Raw genomic sequence first — 20748 nt, 5'->3', positions numbered from 1 at the left:
GAGAAGACTGTGGGAGCGGCCTTGCGTCGCGAAAGGGCCGCAAGGCGGCCCCGGCAATTCATGCATCACAGCTGAAATCCTGGGGCCGCTGGGCAGCCAATCGCGACACAAGGCCGCTCCCACCACAAGCGCTTCAGCGCCTGAGCATTTGGTGCAGGCCTTGAGCTGCGTCAGATCTTGTCGATATCCACATCCTTGGTTTCTTTCAGGCAGAAGATCCCCACCACCAGGCTGACCCCGGTCACCAGCACCGGGTACCACAGCCCGTAGAAGATATCCCCGGTATACACCACCAGCGCGAACGACACCGTTGGCAGGAAGCCACCGAACCAGCCGTTGCCAATGTGGTAGGGCAGCGACATCGAGGTGTAGCGGATACGGGTCGGGAACAGCTCGACCATTACCGCCGCCAGCGGCCCATAGGTCATCGTCGCGATCAGGATCATCGCCACGATCAGCACCACCACCATCACCTGGTTGACCTGAGCAGGGTCGGCCTTGGCCGGGTAGCCGGCCTGTTCCACCGCCGCACGCATGGCCGCTTCGTCGAAGCCGTTGATGGTCTTGTCACCGATGTTCACCACCACATCGCTACCGGCCACATCCACCGAGCTATAGGGCAGGCCCTGCTTGACCAGGAAAGTCTTGACCTTGTCGCACGGGCTGTCGAAACGCGCCTTGCCCACCGGGTCGAACTGGAAGGTACAGCCTTGTGGGTCGGCAGTGACCACGATCGGCGCCTGGCGGCTGGCCGCGTCGATTTGTGGGTTGGCGTAGTGGCTCAGCGCCTTGAACAGCGGGAAGTACAGCACCGTGGCCAGCAGCAGGCCGAGCATCAGGATCGGCTTGCGGCCAATACGGTCGGACAACCAGCCGAAGAACACAAAGAACGGCGCACCAATGACCACGCTGATGATCAGCAAGGTATTGGCCTGTGCCGGGTCCATCTTCAGCATCTGGGTCATGAAGAACAGCACGTAGAACTGCGCCGTGTAGAAGGTCACGGCTTGCCCGGCGTTAATGCTGAACAAGGCGGTAAGCACCACTTTCAGGTTCGGCCAGGAGGTGAACGACTCACGGATCGGCGACTTGCTGACCTTGCCTTGGGCCTTCATTTTCACGAAGGCCGGCGACTCGTGCATGCTCATGCGGATCCAGGTGGAAATCGCCAGCAGCACGATCGACAGCAGGAACGGCAGGCGCCAGCCCCAGGTTTCGAACTGGTCACCACTGATATAGCGGCTGCCCAGCACCACCACCAGCGACAGCAGCAGGCCGAGGGTGGCGGTGGACTGAATGAAGCCCGTGTGGAAGCCGCGCTTGCCGGGCGGCGCATGCTCTGCCACATAGGTGGCCGCACCGCCGTACTCACCGCCCAGCGCCAGCCCCTGCAGCATGCGCAGGACCACCAGGATGATCGGTGCTGCGATGCCAATGCTGGCGTAAGTGGGCAACAGCCCCACTGCGAAGGTGGACAGGCCCATCAGCACGATGGTGACCAGGAAGGTGTACTTGCGCCCGATCATGTCGCCCAGGCGGCCGAACACCAGCGCGCCGAACGGCCGCACCAGAAAACCGGCGGCAAAGGCCATGAGGGCGAAGATGAAGGCGGTGGTGTCGTTCACACCAGCGAAGAACTGCTTGCTGATGACCGCTGCCAACGCACCATAGAGAAAAAAGTCATACCACTCGAAAACTGTCCCGAGGGATGACGCGAAAATGATCTTGCGCTCTTCACGGCCGCTGGCGCTGCTGGCCGCCGCACCCTGCTCTTGGATGTAATCCGACATCGTTGCTGTCCTCGGCCCGCAGGCCACAGTGATTATTCTTGTTGTTCCACTGTCGGCAGCTTCTGACCGCTAGCTGCCGGTACTGCACGCACCCCGGGGTCAGGGCGTCGGTATCGCGTCTTCGTTCAGATAGGTCTGGGTAGCAGCTCCTTTGAGAATCAGTTGCGCCGCTTTCTCGGCGATCATCAGGGTGGGTGAACAGGTATTGCCGGAGGTGATCTGCGGCATGATCGAGGCGTCCGCCACGCGCAGGCCGGGGATGCCGTGCACGCGCAACTGGTTATCCACAACGTCCAGTTCGCCATTGCCCATGCGGCAGGTGCCGACCGGGTGGAAGATGGTGGTGCCGATCTTGCCGGCGGCTTCGAACAGCTCTTCCTCGGTTTGCAGGGCTGGGCCCGGCAGGTATTCCCTTGGGTCGAACGCGGCGAGGGCAGGGGCCTGGACGATGCGCCGGGTAAGGCGAATGGCATCGGCGGCGACGCGCAGGTCCTGGGGGTCGCTGAGGTAGTTGGGGTCGATCAGCGGCGTGCTGTTCATGTCGCTGCTGCGGATATCGATACGCCCGCGGCTGGCCGGGCGCAGGTTGCACACCGAGGCAGTAAAAGCCGGGAACCTGTGCAGTGGCTCGCCGAAGCGTTCAAGTGACAGCGGCTGCACGTGGTACTGCAGGTTGGCGGTGGCCTGCTCCGGGCTGGAACGCACGAATGCGCCCAGTTGGCTCGGCGCCATGGCCAGCGGGCCACTGCGGTCATAGAGGTAGCGCAGGCCCATGCCCATCTTGCCCCACAGGCTGTTGGCCATCTGGTTAAGGGTGCGGGTATTGCGGATCTGGTAGATCAGGCGCAGTTGCAGGTGATCCTGCAGGTTGCCGCCAACGCCTGGCATGTCGTGACGCACGCCGATACCCAGGCTTTCCAGCAGCTGTCGTGGGCCGATGCCGGAGCGCTGCAGGATACCGGGAGAGCCCACAGCACCCGCACAGAGGATGATCTCGCGACGTGCCGCAAACTCGTGCCAGGCCCCCTGCCAGAACGCCTTCACCGCCCGCGCACGGGTGTTGTTGAGCAGCACCTGGTCAACCTGAACGGCGGTCAGCACGGTGAGGTTGGGGCGGTCCTTGATCGGCCGCAGGAAGGCCTTGGAAGCGTTCCACCGTACACCGCTGCGCTGGTTCACCTGGAAGTATCCACAGCCCTGGTTGTCGCCGGTGTTGAAATCATCGATCTTGCCGATGCCGCTTTGCTCGGCGGCATCACGGAAGGCATCGAGGATTGGCCAACTGTAGCGCTGGCGCTCGACCCGCCATTCGCCGCCACCACCGTGGTGCTCGCTGGCGCCGGCAAAGTGGCTTTCGCTGGCCTTGAACAGCGGCAGTACGTCCTTCCAGGCCCAGCCGTCATTGCCTTGCTCGGCCCAACGGTCATAGTCGGCGGCCTGGCCGCGCATGTAGATCATGCCGTTGATCGAGGAGCAGCCACCCAGCACCTTGCCGCGTGGATAGCCCAGCGCACGACCGCCCAGGCCAGGCTGAGCCTCGGTCTTGAAGCACCAGTCGGTGCGCGGGTTGCCGATGCAGTACAGATAACCGACGGGGATGTGGATCCAGGGATAGTTGTCACGGCCACCTGCTTCCAACAGCAGCACGCGGCAGGAGGGGTCGGCGGACAAACGATTGGCCAGCAGGCAACCGGCGGGACCGGCCCCTACGACCACGTAGTCGAAGACAGAATCGGCTGATGGCATGTGCAACCTCGGGCCTGATTATTATTCTTGTCCCGATCCATCTTAGTGAGTAATTTCGTGGTGGAAACACGAGATTTCGCGCAGCCGCTGTGCGTTTTAGCACAGGGGTAAGTCTGTACCGGCCTCTTCGCGGGCACGCCCGCTCCCACAGGGATTGCGTTACCTTGTGGGAGCGGGCGTGCCCGCGAAGAGGCCGGAACGAACTGCCAAAAAGGATCAGCATGTTCGACTGGAACGATCTGCGGTTTTTCCTCGAGTTGCAGCGCAGCGGCCGCCTGCTTACCGCCGCCAAGCGCCTCAACACCACCCACAGCACCGTGGCCCGGCACATCGAGAGCATCGAGCAAAGCCTGGGTACTGCGCTGTTCGTGCAGCATGCCCAGGGCTATGAACTGACCCCCTCGGGCCAGGCCCTGCTCAAGCACGCCGAAGCCATGGAAAACGTCGCCCTGCTGGCGCAGGAAGAAATCACTCAGGCCATCACGCCGCTGGGCAAGATTCGCCTGGGGGTGACCGAAGGCATCGGCATCATGTTCTTCACCCCGCGCATGAATGCGCTGTTCGACCGCTACCCCGGCCTTGAAGTGGAGCTGGTAGCGGTGCCGCGCTTCGTCAGCATCCTCAATCGCGAGGCAGAGATCAGCATCCACCTGGAACGGCCCAACGCCGACCTGCTGATCACCCGCAAGCTCACCGACTATCGCCTGGCCCTGTACGCGAGCCAGGCCTACCTGGACCGCGCGCCACCGCTGCGCAACCGCGAGGACCTGGCCCGGCACAGCTGGATCGGCTACGTCGACGACTTGCTGTTCAGCCAGGAACTGCTGTTTCTCAACAGCTTCTGCCGGGCCCCCAACGTGGTGTTTCGCAGCACCAGCGTAATCGCCCAGCAAACCGCCGCCCGCGCCGGGCTGGGCATCGCCGTATTGCCCAACTACATGGCCCGCCACGACCCGACGCTGGTGCGCGTGCTGCCTGGCGAAACCATCCAGCGTAGCTACTGGATCTGCACCCGCCGCGAACTGCACAAGTCGGTGCGCCTGCGGGTAGTGTGGGACTACCTGCTGGCGCTGTGTGCGGCAGAACAGGGCGAGCTGTTAGCCCAGTAGCGCCTTGCCGGACAGCAGCAAGGCCGCAGCCCAACCGGCCACGGCAAACATCTGCTGCAAGCGCGGCCCGGCCAGCCTGGCCGCCAATGGCCGCGCCAGCAGCAGGCCGAGCACCGCGCCGCCGGCGAACGGGGCGCCAACCTGCCAGTGCATCACCCCTGCCAGGCTGGCGCTGACCACACTGCCGGTGGACACCAGGGCGATCACCGCCAGCGAGGTGGAGACGATGCTGGTCATGCGCAGGTTGGTGTAGCGGTTCAGGGCCGGGATGATGACAAAACCACCACCCACGCCCAGCAAGCCGGACAGCAGCCCGGACAATGCGCCGGTGAAGGCCAGGGCGCGCGCGCAGGGCAGGGTCCAGCGCAAACGGCCCTGCAGCGGGTTCAACACACAGGGTTCGATGTAGCGATGGGCGTCATTGCCTGCGCCGCGCAGTTCCTTGGCCGCCTTGCGCCAGATACGCACGCAGGCGTACACCAGCACCCCGGCGAACACCAATTGCAGTGGCGTGTTCGGCAGGCGGTGCGCCAGCATCAGCCCGAACGGCGCCGCTGCCACACCGATCAATGCGATGAACAGCGCTGCCCGGTAGCGCACCAGCCCCTGACGCAAGCCCAGCACAGCCCCCACCGCCGCTGCCATGCCTACGGCCAGCAGGCCGACCGGTGCCGCCTCGACCATCGACAGGCCCAGGCCGAACACCAGCAAAGGGACAGCGAGAATGCCACCGCCGGCACCGGTCAACGCCAGCACGGCACCGATGATCGCGCCCAGGCCCGCGCCTAATAATTGATGTTCGATCACTGCCCACCCTCGGCGACCAACTGCGGGCGCGCCAGCCACTCGCGGCCCTTGAGCATGCCTTTCCAGTACAAGGGTGGCAGCGCCTGTGCCTTGAGCAACCAGGCCAGACGCGTCGGTTTACGGCCATCCAGCAACCAGTTGGGGAAGCTCGGTGCCAGCTTGCCGCCATAGGTGAATTCGGCCAGGACGATCTTGCCGCGCTCGACGGTGAGCGGGCACGAGCCATAGCCATCGTATCGGGCCAGGGTGGGTAGCCTGCCCAGGGCCACCAGCACATTGTTGGCCACGACCGGCGCCTGCTTGCGGGCAGCGGCGGCGGTCTTGGCATTGCTGGTGTTAGCCACGTCCCCCAAGGCATGGACATTGGTGAAGTGGCGATGGCGCAGGGTGTGCGGATCGACATCGACCCAGCCGGCGCTGTCGGCCAATGGGCTTTCACGAATGAAGTCCGGTGCCACCTGCGGCGGTACCACGTGCAGCATGTCGAACGCCTCGATACGGGTTTCGCTGCTGCCATCGGCCAAGGTACGCGCGAAGGTGGCGCGCTTGTTCGGGCCATCCACGGCTACCAGGCGGTGGGAAAAATTGAGGTCCACAGCGTACTTCTCGATGTACTTCATCAAGGCGGGCACGTAGTCCGCCACACCGAACAACACCGCGCCGGCATTGAAGAAGCTGGCTTTTACGGCCCCCAGGTGACCGTGCCGCAGCCAGTGGTCGCAAGACAGGTACAGCGCCTTCTGCGGCGCACCCGCGCACTTGATCGGCATGGGTGGCTGGCAGAACAGGGCGCGACCTTGCTTGAGCTTCTGCACCAGCTCCCAGGTATAGGGCGCCAGGTCGTAGCGGTAGTTGGAGGTGACGCCGTTGCGGCCCAAGGTCTCGCTGAGGCCATCAATGGCCGCCCAATCCAGCTTGAGGCCAGGGCAGACCACCAGCTGTTCATAACTGATGGCGCAGCCGCCTTCGAGGAGGACCAGTTGGCCCAGCGGGTCGAACCCCTGCACCCGTGCCTTTATCCAGCGCACACCCCGCGGGATGATCGAGGCCATGGTACGAGCAGTGCTGGGTGCCTTGAACACGCCGGCACCGACCATGGTCCAACCAGGCTGGTAGTAGTGCACCTCGGCGGGGTCGATCAAGGTCACATCCAGCGACGGGTCACGGCTGATCAGGCTGGAAGCAGTGGCGATGCCGGCGGCACCGGCACCGACGATGACCACTTTGTGGTGGTCGGTATTGGCAGGGGACAACAAGGCAGACATGGCGGTAAATCCTGGAAATCTGGTTATGGGGCAGGGCGGTCACAGCTTGTTCAGCGGAATCTTCAGGTAGCTCACACCGTTCTCTTCCGGCGCGGGGAACTGGCCGCTGCGCATGTTCACCTGCACCGAAGGCAGGATCAGCACGGGCATGTCGAGGGTCTTGTCGCGGGCTTCACGCATGGCGACGAAGCTGTCCTCATCGACGCCCTGATGGATATGAATATTGCTGGCGCGCTGCTCGGCCACGGTGGTGACGTACTGCATGTCGCGGCCACCTGGCAGGTAGTCGTGGCACATGAACAGCCGGGTCTGGTCGGGGAAGGCCAGCAAGCGACGGATCGAGCGGTACAGGGTGCGAGCATCGGCCCCCGGGAAGTCACAGCGAGCAGTACCGTAATCGGGCATGAACAAGGTGTCGCCGACGAACACCGCGGTCTCGCCGGCGTCCTCGATCATGAAGCTCATGCACGCAGGCGTGTGCCCTGGGGTGTGCAGCGCGCGGGCATGCAGGTTGCCAATGCGGAAACCTTCCTCGTCTTCGAACAGCACATCGAACTGGCTGCCATCGCGGGCGAAGCCAGGCTCGGCATTGAACAAGGCGCCGAACACTTTCTGTACCTGGGTGATGTGGGCGCCGATGGCGGTATGGCCGCCGAGCTTTTCCTTCAAATAAGCCGCTGCCGAAAGGTGGTCGGCATGCACATGGGTTTCCAGCACCCACTGCACGCTGGCTTCAAGCTCGGCCACTCGCTGGATCAGGCGGTCGGCCGAGGCAGTGCAGGTGCGCCCGGACTTGGGGTCGTAATCCAGCACACTGTCAATCAATGCGCACTGGCGGGTTTCAAGGTCCATGACCAGGTAGCTGATGGTCGAGGTCGCCTGGTCGTAAAAGGCGTCCACGTGCAGGTTGTTGCCGATGATCATCACGTTCTCCAATTTATCCACCCGGCCTTGTACAGGCGCAGGCAGTGCCAGGAGGTTTATCAAGATGCATGCCAGGCATTTTCTCGCGAGCGGGCCAATGAAACCGGCCCGTTGCTGACAGTTGCCGATGACAGTGGCAGCGCGGCTGGCAGTCGACTGTCAGCCAATGGCAGTGTTTGGCAGTCCTTGTTACCCTGCGCCGGTCATCCAATCGGTGCCGTCATGCCTGAAGCCCATCCCCTCATCCTAGCCCTGGTTTCCTACCTTGAGCACGATGCCTTGCCAACCATCGTGCTGGATACCGACTACAACATCCTTGCCGCCAACGCGGCCTATCGCCGCCAGTTCGGTCGCCATGAGCAGGCGCCGCTGGGCGAAAAATGCCACAAGGTCTCCCACCACTATGCCGTGCCTTGCGACCAGGCCGGCGAGCATTGCCCGATGCGCAAGGCGTGGCACAGCAAGGTGCCGGAGCGGGTGCTGCACATTCATCACACGCCACGCGGCCCCGAGCATGTGGATGTCGAGCTGCGGCCGATCCTGGATGAACAGGGCAGGGTGGTGGCCTTTGTCGAACGCCTGACCAGCATCACCCTCGCGTCGGCGCAGCCCCAGGAGCAAGGGCTGGTCGGCCGGGCGCCAGCGTTCAAGGCGGCCCTGGCCAGCCTGCAGCGTGCGGCGCCGGCGCAGATCCCGGTGTTGCTGCAAGGTGAGTCGGGTACCGGCAAGGAGCTATTCGCCCGTGCGGTGCACATGGGCAGCCCCAGGGCCAACGGCCCGTTGGTGGTGGTCGACTGTACCGGCCTGACCGAGTCGTTGTTCGAGAGCGAGCTGTTCGGCTACGAGAAGGGCGCGTTCACTGGTGCCAACCAACGCAAGATCGGCCTCGCCGAAGCGGCGCATGGCGGCACGCTGTTTCTCGATGAAATTGGCGAAGTACCGCTGGCGATGCAGGTGAAACTGCTGCGCCTGATCGAGTCCGGCAGCTTCCGCCCGGTGGGTAGCCTGCGCACGGTGCATTCGGATTTTCGTCTTGTTTCAGCGACGCACAAACCACTCCGGCAGATGGTGGCTGATGGCACCTTCCGCGAAGACCTGTATTACCGCATCAGCGGCTTCCCGATCCGCCTGCCGGCATTGCGCGAACGTGTGGAAGATTTACCCCTGCTAGCGCAGAGCCTGTTGCAGCGCATGGCAGGCAAGCCGACGCCCAGGCTGAGCGACGATGCCTTGCAGCAGCTTGGCCTGCACCCATTCCCGGGCAACATTCGCGAGCTGCGCAACATTCTGGAAAGGGCGCGCCTGTTTGCCGATGACGGGCTGATCCGGCCAGAGCATTTGCCGGAGGATATCGGCCCGGCGGGGGTGATCAAGGCTGGTGGCCGGCGCAATCACCTGGGTGAGCTGGCGCAGGCACTGGAACAGTTCAAGGGCTCGCGCAGTGAACTGGCCCGTCACCTTGGCCTGAGTGAGCGCACGCTGTATCGCCGGTTGAAGGAACTTGGCCTGAATTGAGGCGTGGGCTGCGCCGGCCCTATCGCCAGCAAGCCGGCTCTCATAGAACTACACATAAATCATTGATTTAGCATGGCTCTGTGGGAGCGGGCGTGTCGAGCCGTCGAACCGCCGCGAAGCAGACGACGCGGTGTATGGCACCGGCTTCGCCGGTGTTCGCGGGCTTGCCCGCTCCCACAGGTATGGCGTTTCACGGACCTTTACCGGACCTTTACCTCTGCCCTGACATTAAGCGGGAAGGATTGTGGTCTGATCAGTAAACCGAACCTGGCAACCTGTCAGCTCCCGCCAGGCGTTAACATGCAGAGGACCGCATCAAATGAAAAAAACCCTGACCGTGATCTGCGCCGCGCTCATGCTCAGCGCCCCCTTGGCCAGCTTCGCGCAGCCGGGCCCACCTGATCGGCATGATGGCGGCCCTTCGCACCAAGGCAACCCGCCCCATGGTCAGCCACAGCACCAAGGCCGCCATGACAATGGCCGCGGTCCCGCTTACCGCGACCCGAACTTCCGCCCACAACAGGGCATGCCGGTCCCTCATCAACAGTGGCAACGTGGCCATGTGGTTGACCCGCACTACCGTGGCGACCGTTACTGGGTGACCGACTGGAAAGCACGCCACCTGTACGCGCCGCCACGTGAACACCGTTGGCTGTATGTGAACGGGGACTATGTGCTGGTGGCTATTGCCAGTGGTGTGATCGTCAACATCCTCAGCGGTTACTGATTTCTATAGACACTAAAAAGCCCGCTTCCGCGGGCTTTTTAGTGTCTGGCGATCTACACCGGATCAGAAGTCCAGGTTCGACACCGACAACGCGTTGCTTTCAATGAAGTCACGACGCGGCTCGACTGCATCACCCATCAGGGTGTTGAAGATCTGGTCGGCAGCGATCGCATCCTCGATGGTGACCTTGAGCATACGGCGAACGGTCGGGTCCATGGTGGTTTCCCACAGCTGGTCCGGGTTCATCTCACCCAGCCCTTTGTATCGCTGAATGGTGTGTCGCTTGGTGGTCTCGTTCATCAGCCAATCCAGGCCTTCCTTGAACTCGACGATTGCCTTGCGGCGCTCACCGCGCTGCACGTAAGCACCTTCGCCCAACAAGCTGGACAGCTTGGCACCAATGTTGACTACGGTACGGTAGTCATTGCTGCCGAAGAAGTCCCGGTTGAAGGTGACATAGCTGGCCAGGCCGTGGGAGGTAATTTCCACTTCTGGCAACCATACGTTGCGCTCTTTGTCTTCGCGCAGGCTGGCTTTGTAAACCAGGCCGGACTTCTGGCTGTTGTTCAGACGCTCCTGGAACTGGGCCAACCAGGCTTGCATCACAGCGTGGTCACCCAGCTGCTCCAGGCTCACCTCCGGCAGGTAGATGAAGTGCTCGGTCAGCTCTTCCGGGTACAAGCGCGACAGGCGCTTCAGGGTCTTCATGACGCTACGGAATTCATTCACCAGTGCTTCCAGCTGCACACCGGAAACCGCTGGCGCCGACTCGTCCAGGTGCAGGCTGGCATCTTCCAGGGCCGACTGGGTCATGTACTCTTCCATGGCCTCGTCGTCCTTGATGTACTGCTCCTGCTTGCCTTTCTTCACCTTGTACAGCGGTGGCTGGGCAATGTAGATGTAGCCACGCTCGACCAGCTCCGGCAGCTGACGGAAGAAGAAGGTCAGCAGCAGTGTACGGATGTGCGAACCGTCAACGTCAGCATCGGTCATGATGATGATGTTGTGATAACGCAGCTTGTCGATGTTGTACTCTTCGCGGCCGATACCACAGCCCAGCGCAGTGATCAGCGTGCCCACTTCCTGGGACGAGATCATCTTGTCGAAGCGCGCTTTCTCGACGTTGAGGATTTTACCCTTCAACGGCAGGATCGCCTGAGTACGACGGTTGCGGCCTTGCTTGGCCGAGCCACCCGCGGAGTCACCCTCCACCAGGTACAGTTCGGAAAGGGCAGGGTCCTTTTCCTGGCAGTCCGCCAGTTTGCCTGGCAAGCCGGCGATATCCAGCGCACCTTTGCGACGAGTCATCTCACGAGCTTTACGTGCCGCTTCACGGGCACGGGCCGCGTCGATCATCTTGCCAACGACGGCCTTGGCCTCGTTCGGGTTTTCCAGCAGGAAGTCGGCGAAGTACTTGTTCATCTCCTGTTCCACGGCGGTTTTCACCTCCGAGGAGACCAGCTTGTCCTTGGTCTGTGAGCTGAACTTAGGGTCCGGTACCTTCACCGAGATGATCGCGGTCAGGCCTTCACGGGCGTCGTCGCCAGTAGTCGCGACCTTGTTCTTCTTGGCCAGGCCTTCCTGTTCGATGTAGCTGTTCAGGCTACGGGTCAGCGAGGAACGGAAGCCCACCAGGTGAGTACCGCCGTCGCGCTGCGGAATGTTGTTGGTGAAGCACAGCAGGTTTTCGTTGAAGCTGTCGTTCCACTGCAGGGCGACTTCAACACCCACGCCATCGTCACGCTGGACGTTGAAGTGGAATACCTGGGAGTTGACCGGGGTCTTGTTGGTATTCAGGTATTCGACGAATGCGCGCAGGCCGCCTTCGTACTTGAAGAACTCTTCCTTACCGCTGCGCTCATCCTTCAGCAGGATGCCAACGCCCGAGTTGAGGAACGACAGCTCGCGGATACGCTTGGCCAGGATGTCCCAGCTGAAGTGAATGTTCTTGAAGGTTTCAGCCGATGGCTTGAAGTGGATGTGGGTACCAGTGCTTTCGCTGTCACCGACAACTGCCATCGGCGCCTGTGGAACACCGTGAACGTAGGTCTGTTCCCAGATTTTGCCGCTACGGCGAACGGTCAGTACCAGTTTCTCGGACAGGGCGTTCACAACAGAAACACCTACGCCGTGCAGACCACCGGATACCTTGTAGGAGTTGTCGTCGAATTTACCGCCAGCGTGCAGCACGGTCATGATGACCTCGGCTGCGGAAACGCCTTCTTCTTTATGCACGTCGACCGGAATGCCGCGACCGTTGTCGCGCACACTGATGGATTCGTCCGGGTGGATGATGACGGTGATGTCATCGCAGTGACCGGCGAGGGCTTCGTCGATCGAGTTGTCGACCACCTCGAAGACCATGTGGTGCAGGCCGCTGCCATCATCGGTGTCGCCAATGTACATGCCGGGGCGCTTGCGCACGGCATCCAAACCTTTCAGCACCTTGATGCTGGAGGAGTCGTACGTTTGATTTTCGCTCATGCATTCACTCCCGATGGTCGTGGGTCTGGGTGATACAGCCTTGTTCCACGTGGAACAAAGCAACTGGCGTTTCCGTCTGCCAGCCGTCCCTCAGTAATTCGTGATCTACACAGGTGATGAACACCTGGCAGCGTAATTCTTCAAGCAAGCGACACAGCGCGCGGCGATGCTGGTCGTCCAGTTCGGACGGCAAGTCATCCACGAGATAAATACAGTGACCGCGGCGAGCCTGACTAACGAGGTGGCCTTGGGCAATGCGCAATGCGCACACCACCAGCTTTTGCTGACCACGCGACAGGATGTCGGCTGCGTTGTTGGCAGCCAGACGAAGACGCAGATCAGCACGCTGCGGACCGGCCTGGGTGTGGCCCATCTGCTGATCGCGAAGGAGAGAGGAGGCGAGTACTTCTTGCAGTTCCCGGTCCTTGTCCCAGCCTCGGTAGTAGCTCAGGGTCAACCCGTCCAGCTCGACCAGTTCGCTCAGGGTTCGCTCGAAGACGGGCTTCAAGGCCTTGATGTAGTTGCGACGGTATTCATCTATTTCCGCGCTGGCCAGGCACAATTCCCGGTCCCAGGCGGCTTGCGAAGCTGGGTCAAGTGTACCATGCCGCAACCATGAGTTCCGCTGCCGCAGTGCCTTCTGCAGTCGTTGCCAGGCAGGCAGGAAACGAGGTTCCACGTGGAACACTCCCCAATCCAGGAACTGGCGGCGTATTTTCGGAGCACCTTCCAACAGGCGGAAACTGTCTGGGTTGATGAGCTGGAGCGGTAGCAACTCAGCCAACTGCGCTGCGCTGCGCGCGTTCTGCCCATCGATGCGAATAGTGAACTCCCCTTGCCGCTCCCGGGATACACCCAGGTTGCTGCTGCCACCCTCGGCTAATTGCACTTCGCCGAACACGGTACAGGCAGGCTGTTCGTACTGGATAACCGGGTTCAGGCGGGTGCTGCGGAATGAGCGCGCCAGCCCGAGCAAGTGCACGGCTTCAAGCACGCTGGTCTTGCCGCTGCCGTTGGCGCCGTAAAGGATGTTGATGCGGGGGGAGGGTGAGAGTGTCACCGGGTGCAAGTTGCGCACCGCGGTGACAATGATACGTCGAAGGGACATTTCGCCTGCTACGGGTTACAGGCGCATCGGCATGACAACGTAGGAAGAATCGTCATTGCCAGCTTCCTGCAGCAGCGCACTGCTGTTGGAATCGGACAGGATCAGACGAACTTGCTCGGTAGTCATCACGCCCAGCACGTCCAGCAGGTAGCTGACGTTGAAGCCGATTTCCAGCGAGCTACCTTCGTAGTCCACGCTGATTTCTTCTTCAGCTTCTTCCTGCTCGGGGTTGTTGGCCTGGATCTTCAGTTGGCCAGCAGCCAGTTGCAGGCGTATACCGCGGTACTTTTCGTTGGAAAGAATCGCAGTACGGCTAAAGGCTTCACGCAGCGCCTGGCGGTCACCGACCACCAGCTTGTCACCACCCTTGGGCAGTACGCGCTCGTAGTCCGGGAACTTGCCGTCCACCAGCTTGGAGGTGAAGGTGAACTCACCGGTGGTGGCGCGGATGTGGTGCTGGCCCAGGACGATGCTCACCATGCCTTCCGGGTCGGTCAGCAGGCGCGCCAGTTCGAGGATACCTTTGCGTGGCACGATGACCTGATGGCGATCATCCTGCTCGATGGGCGCGCTCATGGAGCACAGCGCCAGGCGGTGGCCGTCGGTGGACACAGCACGCAGGGTGTTGCGGGAAACCTCCAGCAGCATACCGTTCAGGTAGTAGCGCACATCCTGCTGGGCCATGGCGAAACTGGTGCGCTCGATCAGGCGGCGCAGCTTGCTCTGTTCCAGGTTGCAGGTCAGCGAGCCCGGGCCTTCTTCCACGGTCGGGAAGTCATTGGCTGGCAGGGTCGACAGGGTAAAGCGGCTGCGGCCGGCCTTGACCAACAGTTTCTGCTCGTCAACCTTGATATCGATCAGGGCATCGTTCGGCAGGCTTTTGCAAATGTCCATCAGCTTGCGCGCCGGGACAGTGATTTCGCCAGGCTCGGCCGGCTCTTCCAGTTGCACGCGGCCTACCAGCTCGACTTCCAGGTCGGTACCAGTCAACGACAGTTGCTGGCCTTGCACGACCAGCAATACGTTGGACAGGACCGGCAAGGTCTGACGGCGCTCGACGACACCGGCGACCAGTTGCAGGGGTTTCAACAGGGCTTCGCGTTGAATGGTGAAATGCATGGTCTAGTCCCTTGCCTTCAATTAGCTGCGCAGACGGCCATCAGGTCGTCAGCGTCCGCAGCAGGTTCTTGTAGTCCTCGCGGATGTCCGCGTCGGATTCCTTAAGTTCGTTGATCTTGCGGCAGGCGTGCAGCACGGTCGTATGGTCGCGACCACCGAACATGTCGCCGATTTCCGGCAGACTGTGGTTGGTCAGCTCCTTGGACAGGGCCATGGCTACCTGACGTGGACGCGCCACGGAACGCGAACGACGCTTGGACAACAGATCGGAGATCTTGATCTTGTAGTACTCGGCGACGGTACGCTGGATGTTATCCACACTGACCAGCTTGTCTTGCAGCGCCAGCAGGTCCTTGAGCGACTCACGGATCAGCTCGATGGTGATGTCGCGGCCCATGAAGTGCGAGTGAGCGATCACCCGCTTCAATGCACCTTCCAGTTCGCGGACGTTGGAACGGATACGCTGGGCAATGAAGAAGGCTGCGTCATGCGGCAGTTCGACCTTGGCCTGGTCGGCCTTCTTCATCAGGATTGCCACGCGAGTTTCCAGCTCTGGTGGCTCGACGGCCACCGTCAGGCCCCAACCAAAGCGCGACTTCAGACGCTCTTCCAGGCCTTCGATCTCCTTGGGGTAGCGGTCAGAGGTAAGGATTACCTGCTGGCCGCCCTCGAGCAAGGCGTTGAAGGTGTGGAAAAACTCTTCCTGCGAGCGCTCTTTACGGGCGAAGAACTGGATATCGTCGATCAACAACGCATCCACCGAGCGGTAGAAGCGCTTGAATTCGTTGATGGCGTTGAGCTGCAGCGCCTTGACCATGTCCGCGACGAAGCGCTCCGAATGCAGGTACACGACCTTGGCGTTCGGGTTCTTCTTCAGCAGGTGGTTACCCACAGCATGCATGAGGTGGGTTTTACCCAGGCCCACACCACCATAAAGGAAGAGCGGGTTGTAGCCATGCTTGGGGTTGTCGGCCACCTGCCAGGCAGCCGCGCGCGCCAGCTGGTTCGACTTACCTTCGACGAAGGTGTCGAAGGTGAAGGTGCGGTTCAGGTAGCTGGTGTGCTTGAGCGCGCCTTCAACTTGCACGGTGCGCTGTTCTGTCCGGGCACTGCCGGCCGTCGCCGGAGCCGGATCGGCCATGGCATCGAAGCTGTCACGCGAAGATGGCTCGGCCAGTTCATCGACCAGCACAGGCTCGGCCGCTGCCACGGCTACCGGTTCGACCACTGCCGGCACTGCCTTCTGTGTCTGGCTCTGCGCCTGGGTGTGCGCCAGCGAAGCGGCCACGGCGGCACTCACTGGTGCGTTGGGCGCCGCTCGTGGTGCCGAGCTGCGGCGGCTGCCGATCAACAAGGAAAGGGCAGGCGCAATACCGCTGCCGTTTTCGCCCAACAGCTCGAGCAAGCGCCCCAGGTACTTTTCATTGACCCAATCGAGAACGAAACGGTTAGGCGCATAGACGCGCAACTCGTCGCCTTCGGCTTCGACCTGTAGCGGACGGATCCAGGTGTTGAATTGCTGGGCAGGCAGTTCATCGCGCAGAAGCTCCACGCACTGCTGCCAAAGTTCCACTGACACGGATATCCCCTGAGTTTGAAAGCCGGATGAGGCAAAAACAAACCGCCATTGTACCGGTCGAGCGTTCAGTTATCCACATGTGGACACGCTAGGAACCATGACAAAACAGCCATTTATCGACCGAAACGACTTCGCGGCACTGTGAATAAGCCCTGTGGATAAGCGGTCATGAGCGCTATGCACAACCCTGGGGTCAGGCCTGTTGATAACTCGACTGTGGATAAGCGACGTTTTCATCCACAGCTTTTAACCACGAAGAAAACAAGCGCAGCACCGGTTGAGAACACAGTTGTAAAACTCTGTACAGCGCGTATTTTATGGCCTCAAGAAGGTTATCCACAGAAGGTTATCCACTTAAGATTTATAGATTCTTCAGAAAAGCTTTTTATATGTCTCTTCTTTTTTTTCATGTTGTCCCCAATTCGTGTGTCCGATCAAGCACCCCCTGGTGATGGACAAGCACGCACCGTCCATCACGTGCTCTATATGGAAAGACTGGTTGGAAATTGACCTACGGGCTTGCTTTCTCTAGAATCGCCGGTCTCTTAAAAAGGGGGCCATCCCGGCCCGTTGTCGACAAACCAGGTAATACGCCATGAAACGTACTTTCCAACCAAGCACCATCAAGCGCGCGCGCACCCACGGCTTCCGTGCCCGTATGGCTACCAAGAACGGCCGCGCTGTTCTGTCGCGTCGTCGTGCCAAAGGCCGTAAGCGTCTGGCCATTTGATTTTTCGGCACAGGTGGTGAGTCAGGACTTCAGTCGGGAAAAGCGACTGCTTACACCCCGACATTTCAAAGCGGTCTTCGACTCCCCAACCGGCAAGGTTCCAGGGAAAAACCTGCTGATCCTTGCTCGCGAGAACGGCCTCGATCACCCACGCCTTGGCCTGGTGATCGGCAAGAAGAGCGTCAAGCTCGCCGTTCAACGCAACCGCCTCAAGCGCTTGATGCGCGATTCCTTTCGTCTGAACCAGCAATTGCTTGCCGGGTTGGACATCGTGATCGTCGCGCGCAAGGGATTGGGTGAGATAGAAAACCCGGAATTGCACCAACACTTTGGCAAACTCTGGAAACGCCTGGCGCGCAGCCGGCCCGCTCCAGCAGCGACTGCCAATTCCGCAGGGGTAGACAGTCAAGATGCGTAAACTGGCGCTCGTTCCGATCCAGTTTTACCGTTATGCCATTAGTCCTCTGATGGCCAATCACTGTCGTTTCTTCCCCAGTTGCTCCTGTTACGCTTATGAAGCCATCGAAAACCACGGCCTCTGGCGTGGTGGGTGGCTAGCCGTTCGTCGCCTGGGGCGTTGTCATCCGTGGAACGACGGCGGTTTCGATCCCGTTCCTCCCGCTCCTTCCTCCCGAACTTCTTCGATAGCCGAGTAATCATGGATATTAAACGCACGATCCTGATCGTCGCCCTGGCAATCGTGTCCTACGTCATGGTCCTCAAGTGGAACCAGGACTACGGCCAGGCTGCCCTGCCGACTCAGAATACTGCTGCCAGCACTGTTGCCCCGGGCTTGCCGGATGGCGTACCGGCCGGTAATGCCGGCGCCAGCGCCGATGTACCAAGTGCCAACGCCGAAACCAGCGCAGCCGAACTGGCGCCGGTCGCGGTCAGCAAGGACCTGATCCGGGTCAAGACCGATGTCCTGGAGCTGGCTATCGATCCGGTCGGTGGTGACATCGTCCAGCTGAACCTGCCGCAGTACCCACGTCGCCAGGATCACCCGGACATTCCGTTCCAGCTGTTCGACAACGGTGGCGAGCGTGTCTACCTGGCACAAAGCGGCCTGACTGGCGTCAACGGTCCGGATGCTCGTCCTGCCGGTCGCCCGCTGTACGCTGCCGACAAGAAGGGTTACCAGTTGGCCGATGGCCAGCAGCAACTGGTGGTCGACCTGAAGTTCAGCGACAACGGCGTCAACTACATCAAGCGCTTCAGCTTCAAGCGCGGCGAGTACGACCTGACCGTCAGCTACCTGATCGACAACCAGAGCGGCCAGACTTGGAGCGGCAACATGTTTGCCCAGCTCAAGCGTGACGCCAGCTCCGATCCGTCGTCGAGCACCGCCACCGGCACCGCTACCTACCTGGGCGCCGCCCTGTGGACAGCTTCCGAGCCTTACAAAAAGGTCTCGATGAAGGACATCGACAAAGGTAGTTTGAAAGAAAATGTGTCTGGCGGCTGGGTTGCCTGGCTGCAGCACTACTTCGTGACCGCCTGGATTCCGGCCAAGTCGGACAACAACGTTGTCCAGACCCGCAAGGACAGCCAGGGCAACTACATCATCGGCTACACCGGCCCGGCCATCAGCGTGCCTGCTGGCGGCAAGGTCGAAACCAGTGCCATGCTGTACGCCGGCCCGAAAATCCAGTCCAAGCTGAAAGAGTTGTCCCCAGGCCTGGAACTGACCGTCGACTACGGCTTCCTGTGGTTCATCGCCCAGCCGATCTTCTGGCTGCTGCAACATATCCACAGCCTGCTGGGTAACTGGGGCTGGTCGATCATCGTGCTGACCATGCTGATCAAAGGCTTGTTCTTCCCGCTGTCGGCTGCCAGCTACCGTTCGATGGCGCGCATGCGTGCCGTTGCGCCGAAGCTCGCTGCACTGAAGGAACGCTTCGGTGACGATCGCCAGAAGATGTCCCAGGCGATGATGGAGCTGTACAAGAAAGAGAAGATCAACCCGCTGGGCGGCTGCCTGCCGATCCTGGTGCAGATGCCGGTGTTCCTGGCCCTGTACTGGGTACTGCTGGAAAGCGTGGAAATGCGCCAGGCCCCATGGATGCTGTGGATTACCGACCTGTCGATCAAGGATCCGTTCTTCATCCTGCCGATCATCATGGGCGCCACCATGTTCATCCAGCAGCGCCTGAACCCGACGCCGCCGGATCCGATGCAGGCCAAGGTGATGAAAATGATGCCGATCATCTTCACCTTCTTCTTCCTGTGGTTCCCGGCTGGTCTGGTGCTGTACTGGGTTGTGAACAACTGCCTGTCGATCGCACAGCAGTGGTACATCACCCGCAGCATCGAAGCAGCCAGCAAAAAAGCTGCTGCTTGACAGGCTACTGCGCTAGCCTGTGAATAAAAAACGCCCCCTAGTGGGGCGTTTTTGCTATCTGTCGTTTTTGTCGTAGAGGCTTTCGAGCATGAACACTGTGCGTGAAACCATCGCCGCCATCGCCACCGCCCAGGGCCGCGGCGGTGTGGGTATTGTCAGGTTGTCCGGCCCTCTGGCTGCCAAGGCCGGCCAGTTGATCACCGGCCGTACGCTTACCCCGCGCCACGCCCATTACGGCCCGTTCCGCGACGAGGAAGGGCTGGTACTGGACGAAGGCATCGCGCTGTTCTTCCCCGGGCCGAATTCGTTCACCGGCGAGGATGTGCTGGAACTGCAGGGCCACGGTGGCCCGGTGGTGCTGGATATGCTGCTGCAGCGCTGTGTACAAGTCGGTTGCCGGCTGGCCCGGCCGGGCGAGTTCAGCGAGCGTGCGTTCCTAAACGACAAGCTCGACCTGGCCCAGGCCGAAGCCATTGCCGACCTGATCGAGGCCAGCTCCAGCCAGGCCGCGCGCAATGCCCTGCGCTCGCTGCAGGGGGAGTTCTCCAAGCGCGTGCAATTCCTGACCGAGGCGTTGATTGCCCTGCGCATCTACGTCGAGGCGGCGATCGACTTCCCCGAGGAGGAAATCGACTTCCTCGCCGATGGTCATGTGCTGGCGATGCTCGATACGGTGCGCGGCGAGTTGTCCAAAGTACAGCGTGAAGCCGGGCAGGGGGCCTTGCTGCGTGATGGCATGACCGTGGTCATCGCCGGCCGGCCGAATGCCGGCAAGTCGAGCTTGCTGAACCAACTGGCCGGTCGGGAAGCGGCCATCGTCACCGATATTGCCGGGACCACGCGGGACATCCTGCGCGAACATATCCACATCGACGGCATGCCGCTGCACGTGGTCGATACTGCCGGCCTGCGCGACACCGATGACCATGTGGAAAAGATCGGCGTGGAACGCGCGCTGAAGGCCATTGGCGAGGCAGACCGCGTGTTGTTGGTGGTGGACTCCACCGCGCCTGAGGCCAGCGACCCGTTCGCCCTGTGGCCCGAATTTCTCGACCAGCGGCCAGACCCGGCCAAGGTCACGCTGATTCGCAACAAGGCCGACCTGAGTGGTGAACGGGTCGCGCTGGAGCAGTGCGATGACGGCCATGTGACGATCACCCTCAGTGCCAAAGGGGACGACGCAGGGCTGCAGCTGCTGCGCGACCACCTGAAGGCCTGCATGGGTTATGAACAGACGGCTGAGAGTGGTTTCAGCGCCCGCCGGCGCCATCTGGATGCCCTGCGCCAGGCCAGCGAGCACCTGGAGCATGGCCGCGCACAGCTGACCCTGGCTGGCGCGGGCGAGCTGTTGGCGGAAGACCTGCGGCAGGCGCAGCAGGCCCTGGGGGAGATTACCGGGGCATTCAGCTCGGATGATCTGCTGGGGCGGATTTTCTCCAGCTTCTGCATCGGCAAGTAATCCACAGCCAGGCAAGGCCAAGAGCCGCTCCTTCGGGAGCGGCTT

At 61.4% G+C, this 20748-nt stretch carries 18 protein-coding genes; 9 read left to right on the top strand and 9 right to left on the bottom strand.

Annotated elements, in window-relative coordinates; translation table 11 throughout:
- Window positions 1-170: 170 nt before the first annotated feature.
- Window positions 171-1790 carry an MFS transporter gene (locus tag A4C63_RS08605; protein WP_063912303.1) on the bottom strand — a complete coding sequence of 540 codons (1620 nt, stop codon included), beginning with the start codon at window positions 1788-1790 and terminating at the stop codon, window positions 171-173.
- Between the two features lie 99 nt (window positions 1791-1889).
- Complete coding sequence (locus A4C63_RS08600; RefSeq protein ID WP_063912302.1) at window positions 1890-3536, bottom strand: GMC family oxidoreductase; 1647 nt, start codon at window positions 3534-3536, stop codon at window positions 1890-1892.
- Between the two features lie 221 nt (window positions 3537-3757).
- Here A4C63_RS08600 and A4C63_RS08595 point away from each other — a divergent pair, with 221 nt between their 5' ends.
- Entirely contained in the window at window positions 3758-4645 is an 888-nt protein-coding gene (locus tag A4C63_RS08595; RefSeq protein ID WP_063912301.1) for a LysR family transcriptional regulator, read from the top strand.
- On the opposite strand, the gene A4C63_RS08590 is transcribed toward A4C63_RS08595, so the two are convergent.
- Genes A4C63_RS08590 through A4C63_RS08580 form a run of 3 tightly spaced genes read right to left on the bottom strand, consistent with a single transcriptional unit; the run spans window position 4634 to window position 7641 of the window.
- Window positions 4634-5452 (bottom strand): sulfite exporter TauE/SafE family protein, encoded by an 819-nt coding sequence (locus A4C63_RS08590; RefSeq protein ID WP_063912300.1) that lies wholly within the window; start codon window positions 5450-5452, stop codon window positions 4634-4636. The two genes, A4C63_RS08595 and A4C63_RS08590, sit on opposite strands and share 12 nt — an antisense overlap.
- The gene (locus tag A4C63_RS08585) at window positions 5449-6717 is read right to left on the bottom strand and encodes an FAD/NAD(P)-binding oxidoreductase (RefSeq protein ID WP_063912299.1); all 1269 of its coding nucleotides are present in this window, start codon (window positions 6715-6717) and stop codon (window positions 5449-5451) included. The genes A4C63_RS08590 and A4C63_RS08585 overlap by 4 nt, the downstream gene beginning before the upstream one ends.
- Window positions 6718-6756: 39 nt before the next feature.
- Window positions 6757-7641 carry an MBL fold metallo-hydrolase gene (locus A4C63_RS08580; protein ID WP_063912298.1) on the bottom strand — a complete coding sequence of 295 codons (885 nt, stop codon included), beginning with the start codon at window positions 7639-7641 and terminating at the stop codon, window positions 6757-6759.
- Window positions 7642-7863: 222 nt separating this feature from the next.
- Here A4C63_RS08580 and A4C63_RS08575 point away from each other — a divergent pair, with 222 nt between their 5' ends.
- Together A4C63_RS08575 and A4C63_RS08570 are read left to right on the top strand one after the other, a co-directional pair.
- On the top strand, window positions 7864-9156 hold the full coding sequence (locus tag A4C63_RS08575) for a sigma-54-dependent Fis family transcriptional regulator (RefSeq protein WP_063912297.1): 1293 nt from the start codon (window positions 7864-7866) through the stop codon (window positions 9154-9156).
- 319 nt (window positions 9157-9475) lie between these two features.
- Window positions 9476-9883, top strand: coding sequence for an RcnB family protein (locus A4C63_RS08570; protein ID WP_063912296.1), 408 nt, complete (start codon window positions 9476-9478; stop codon window positions 9881-9883).
- Window positions 9884-9946: 63 nt separating this feature from the next.
- On the opposite strand, the gene gyrB is transcribed toward A4C63_RS08570, so the two are convergent.
- From gyrB to dnaA, 4 genes are read right to left on the bottom strand one after another with little or no spacing between them, the layout of a single operon-like run.
- Entirely contained in the window at window positions 9947-12367 is a 2421-nt protein-coding gene (gene gyrB / locus A4C63_RS08565; RefSeq protein ID WP_063912295.1) for a DNA topoisomerase (ATP-hydrolyzing) subunit B, read from the bottom strand.
- Between the two features lie 4 nt (window positions 12368-12371).
- The gene (gene recF, locus A4C63_RS08560) at window positions 12372-13475 is read right to left on the bottom strand and encodes a DNA replication/repair protein RecF (RefSeq protein WP_063912294.1); all 1104 of its coding nucleotides are present in this window, start codon (window positions 13473-13475) and stop codon (window positions 12372-12374) included.
- A 15-nt stretch (window positions 13476-13490) separates the two neighbouring features.
- Window positions 13491-14594, bottom strand: coding sequence for a DNA polymerase III subunit beta (gene dnaN / locus A4C63_RS08555; protein ID WP_003260019.1), 1104 nt, complete (start codon window positions 14592-14594; stop codon window positions 13491-13493).
- A 40-nt stretch (window positions 14595-14634) separates the two neighbouring features.
- A complete protein-coding gene (gene dnaA / locus A4C63_RS08550) occupies window positions 14635-16173 on the bottom strand; it encodes a chromosomal replication initiator protein DnaA (RefSeq protein WP_063912293.1) in 1539 nt (512 codons plus the stop codon).
- Between the two features lie 168 nt (window positions 16174-16341).
- Here dnaA and A4C63_RS26250 point away from each other — a divergent pair, with 168 nt between their 5' ends.
- The 6 genes from A4C63_RS26250 to mnmE all read left to right on the top strand — a co-directional run bounded on the left by A4C63_RS26250 (window position 16342) and on the right by mnmE (window position 20703).
- Entirely contained in the window at window positions 16342-16683 is a 342-nt protein-coding gene (locus A4C63_RS26250) for a hypothetical protein (RefSeq protein WP_156510854.1), read from the top strand.
- A gap of 85 nt (window positions 16684-16768) precedes the next feature.
- The gene (rpmH, locus tag A4C63_RS25455; protein ID WP_003253163.1) at window positions 16769-16903 is read left to right on the top strand and encodes a 50S ribosomal protein L34; all 135 of its coding nucleotides are present in this window, start codon (window positions 16769-16771) and stop codon (window positions 16901-16903) included.
- 13 nt (window positions 16904-16916) lie between these two features.
- Window positions 16917-17321, top strand: a complete 405-nt coding sequence (gene rnpA, locus A4C63_RS25450; RefSeq protein WP_082888282.1) for a ribonuclease P protein component — start codon at window positions 16917-16919, stop codon at window positions 17319-17321.
- Window positions 17314-17559, top strand: coding sequence for a membrane protein insertion efficiency factor YidD (gene yidD / locus A4C63_RS25445; RefSeq protein ID WP_015268406.1), 246 nt, complete (start codon window positions 17314-17316; stop codon window positions 17557-17559). The genes rnpA and yidD overlap by 8 nt, the downstream gene beginning before the upstream one ends.
- A 2-nt stretch (window positions 17560-17561) precedes the next feature.
- Complete coding sequence (yidC, locus tag A4C63_RS08540; protein WP_063912291.1) at window positions 17562-19244, top strand: membrane protein insertase YidC; 1683 nt, start codon at window positions 17562-17564, stop codon at window positions 19242-19244.
- An 88-nt stretch (window positions 19245-19332) separates the two neighbouring features.
- Window positions 19333-20703, top strand: coding sequence for a tRNA uridine-5-carboxymethylaminomethyl(34) synthesis GTPase MnmE (gene mnmE / locus A4C63_RS08535; RefSeq protein WP_063912290.1), 1371 nt, complete (start codon window positions 19333-19335; stop codon window positions 20701-20703).
- Window positions 20704-20748 lie beyond the last annotated feature (45 nt).

This window comes from Pseudomonas sp. p21, from assembly GCF_001642705.1.
Lineage (GTDB): Bacteria > Pseudomonadota > Gammaproteobacteria > Pseudomonadales > Pseudomonadaceae > Aquipseudomonas.
This window is presented reverse-complemented; position numbering and strand designations above follow the sequence as displayed.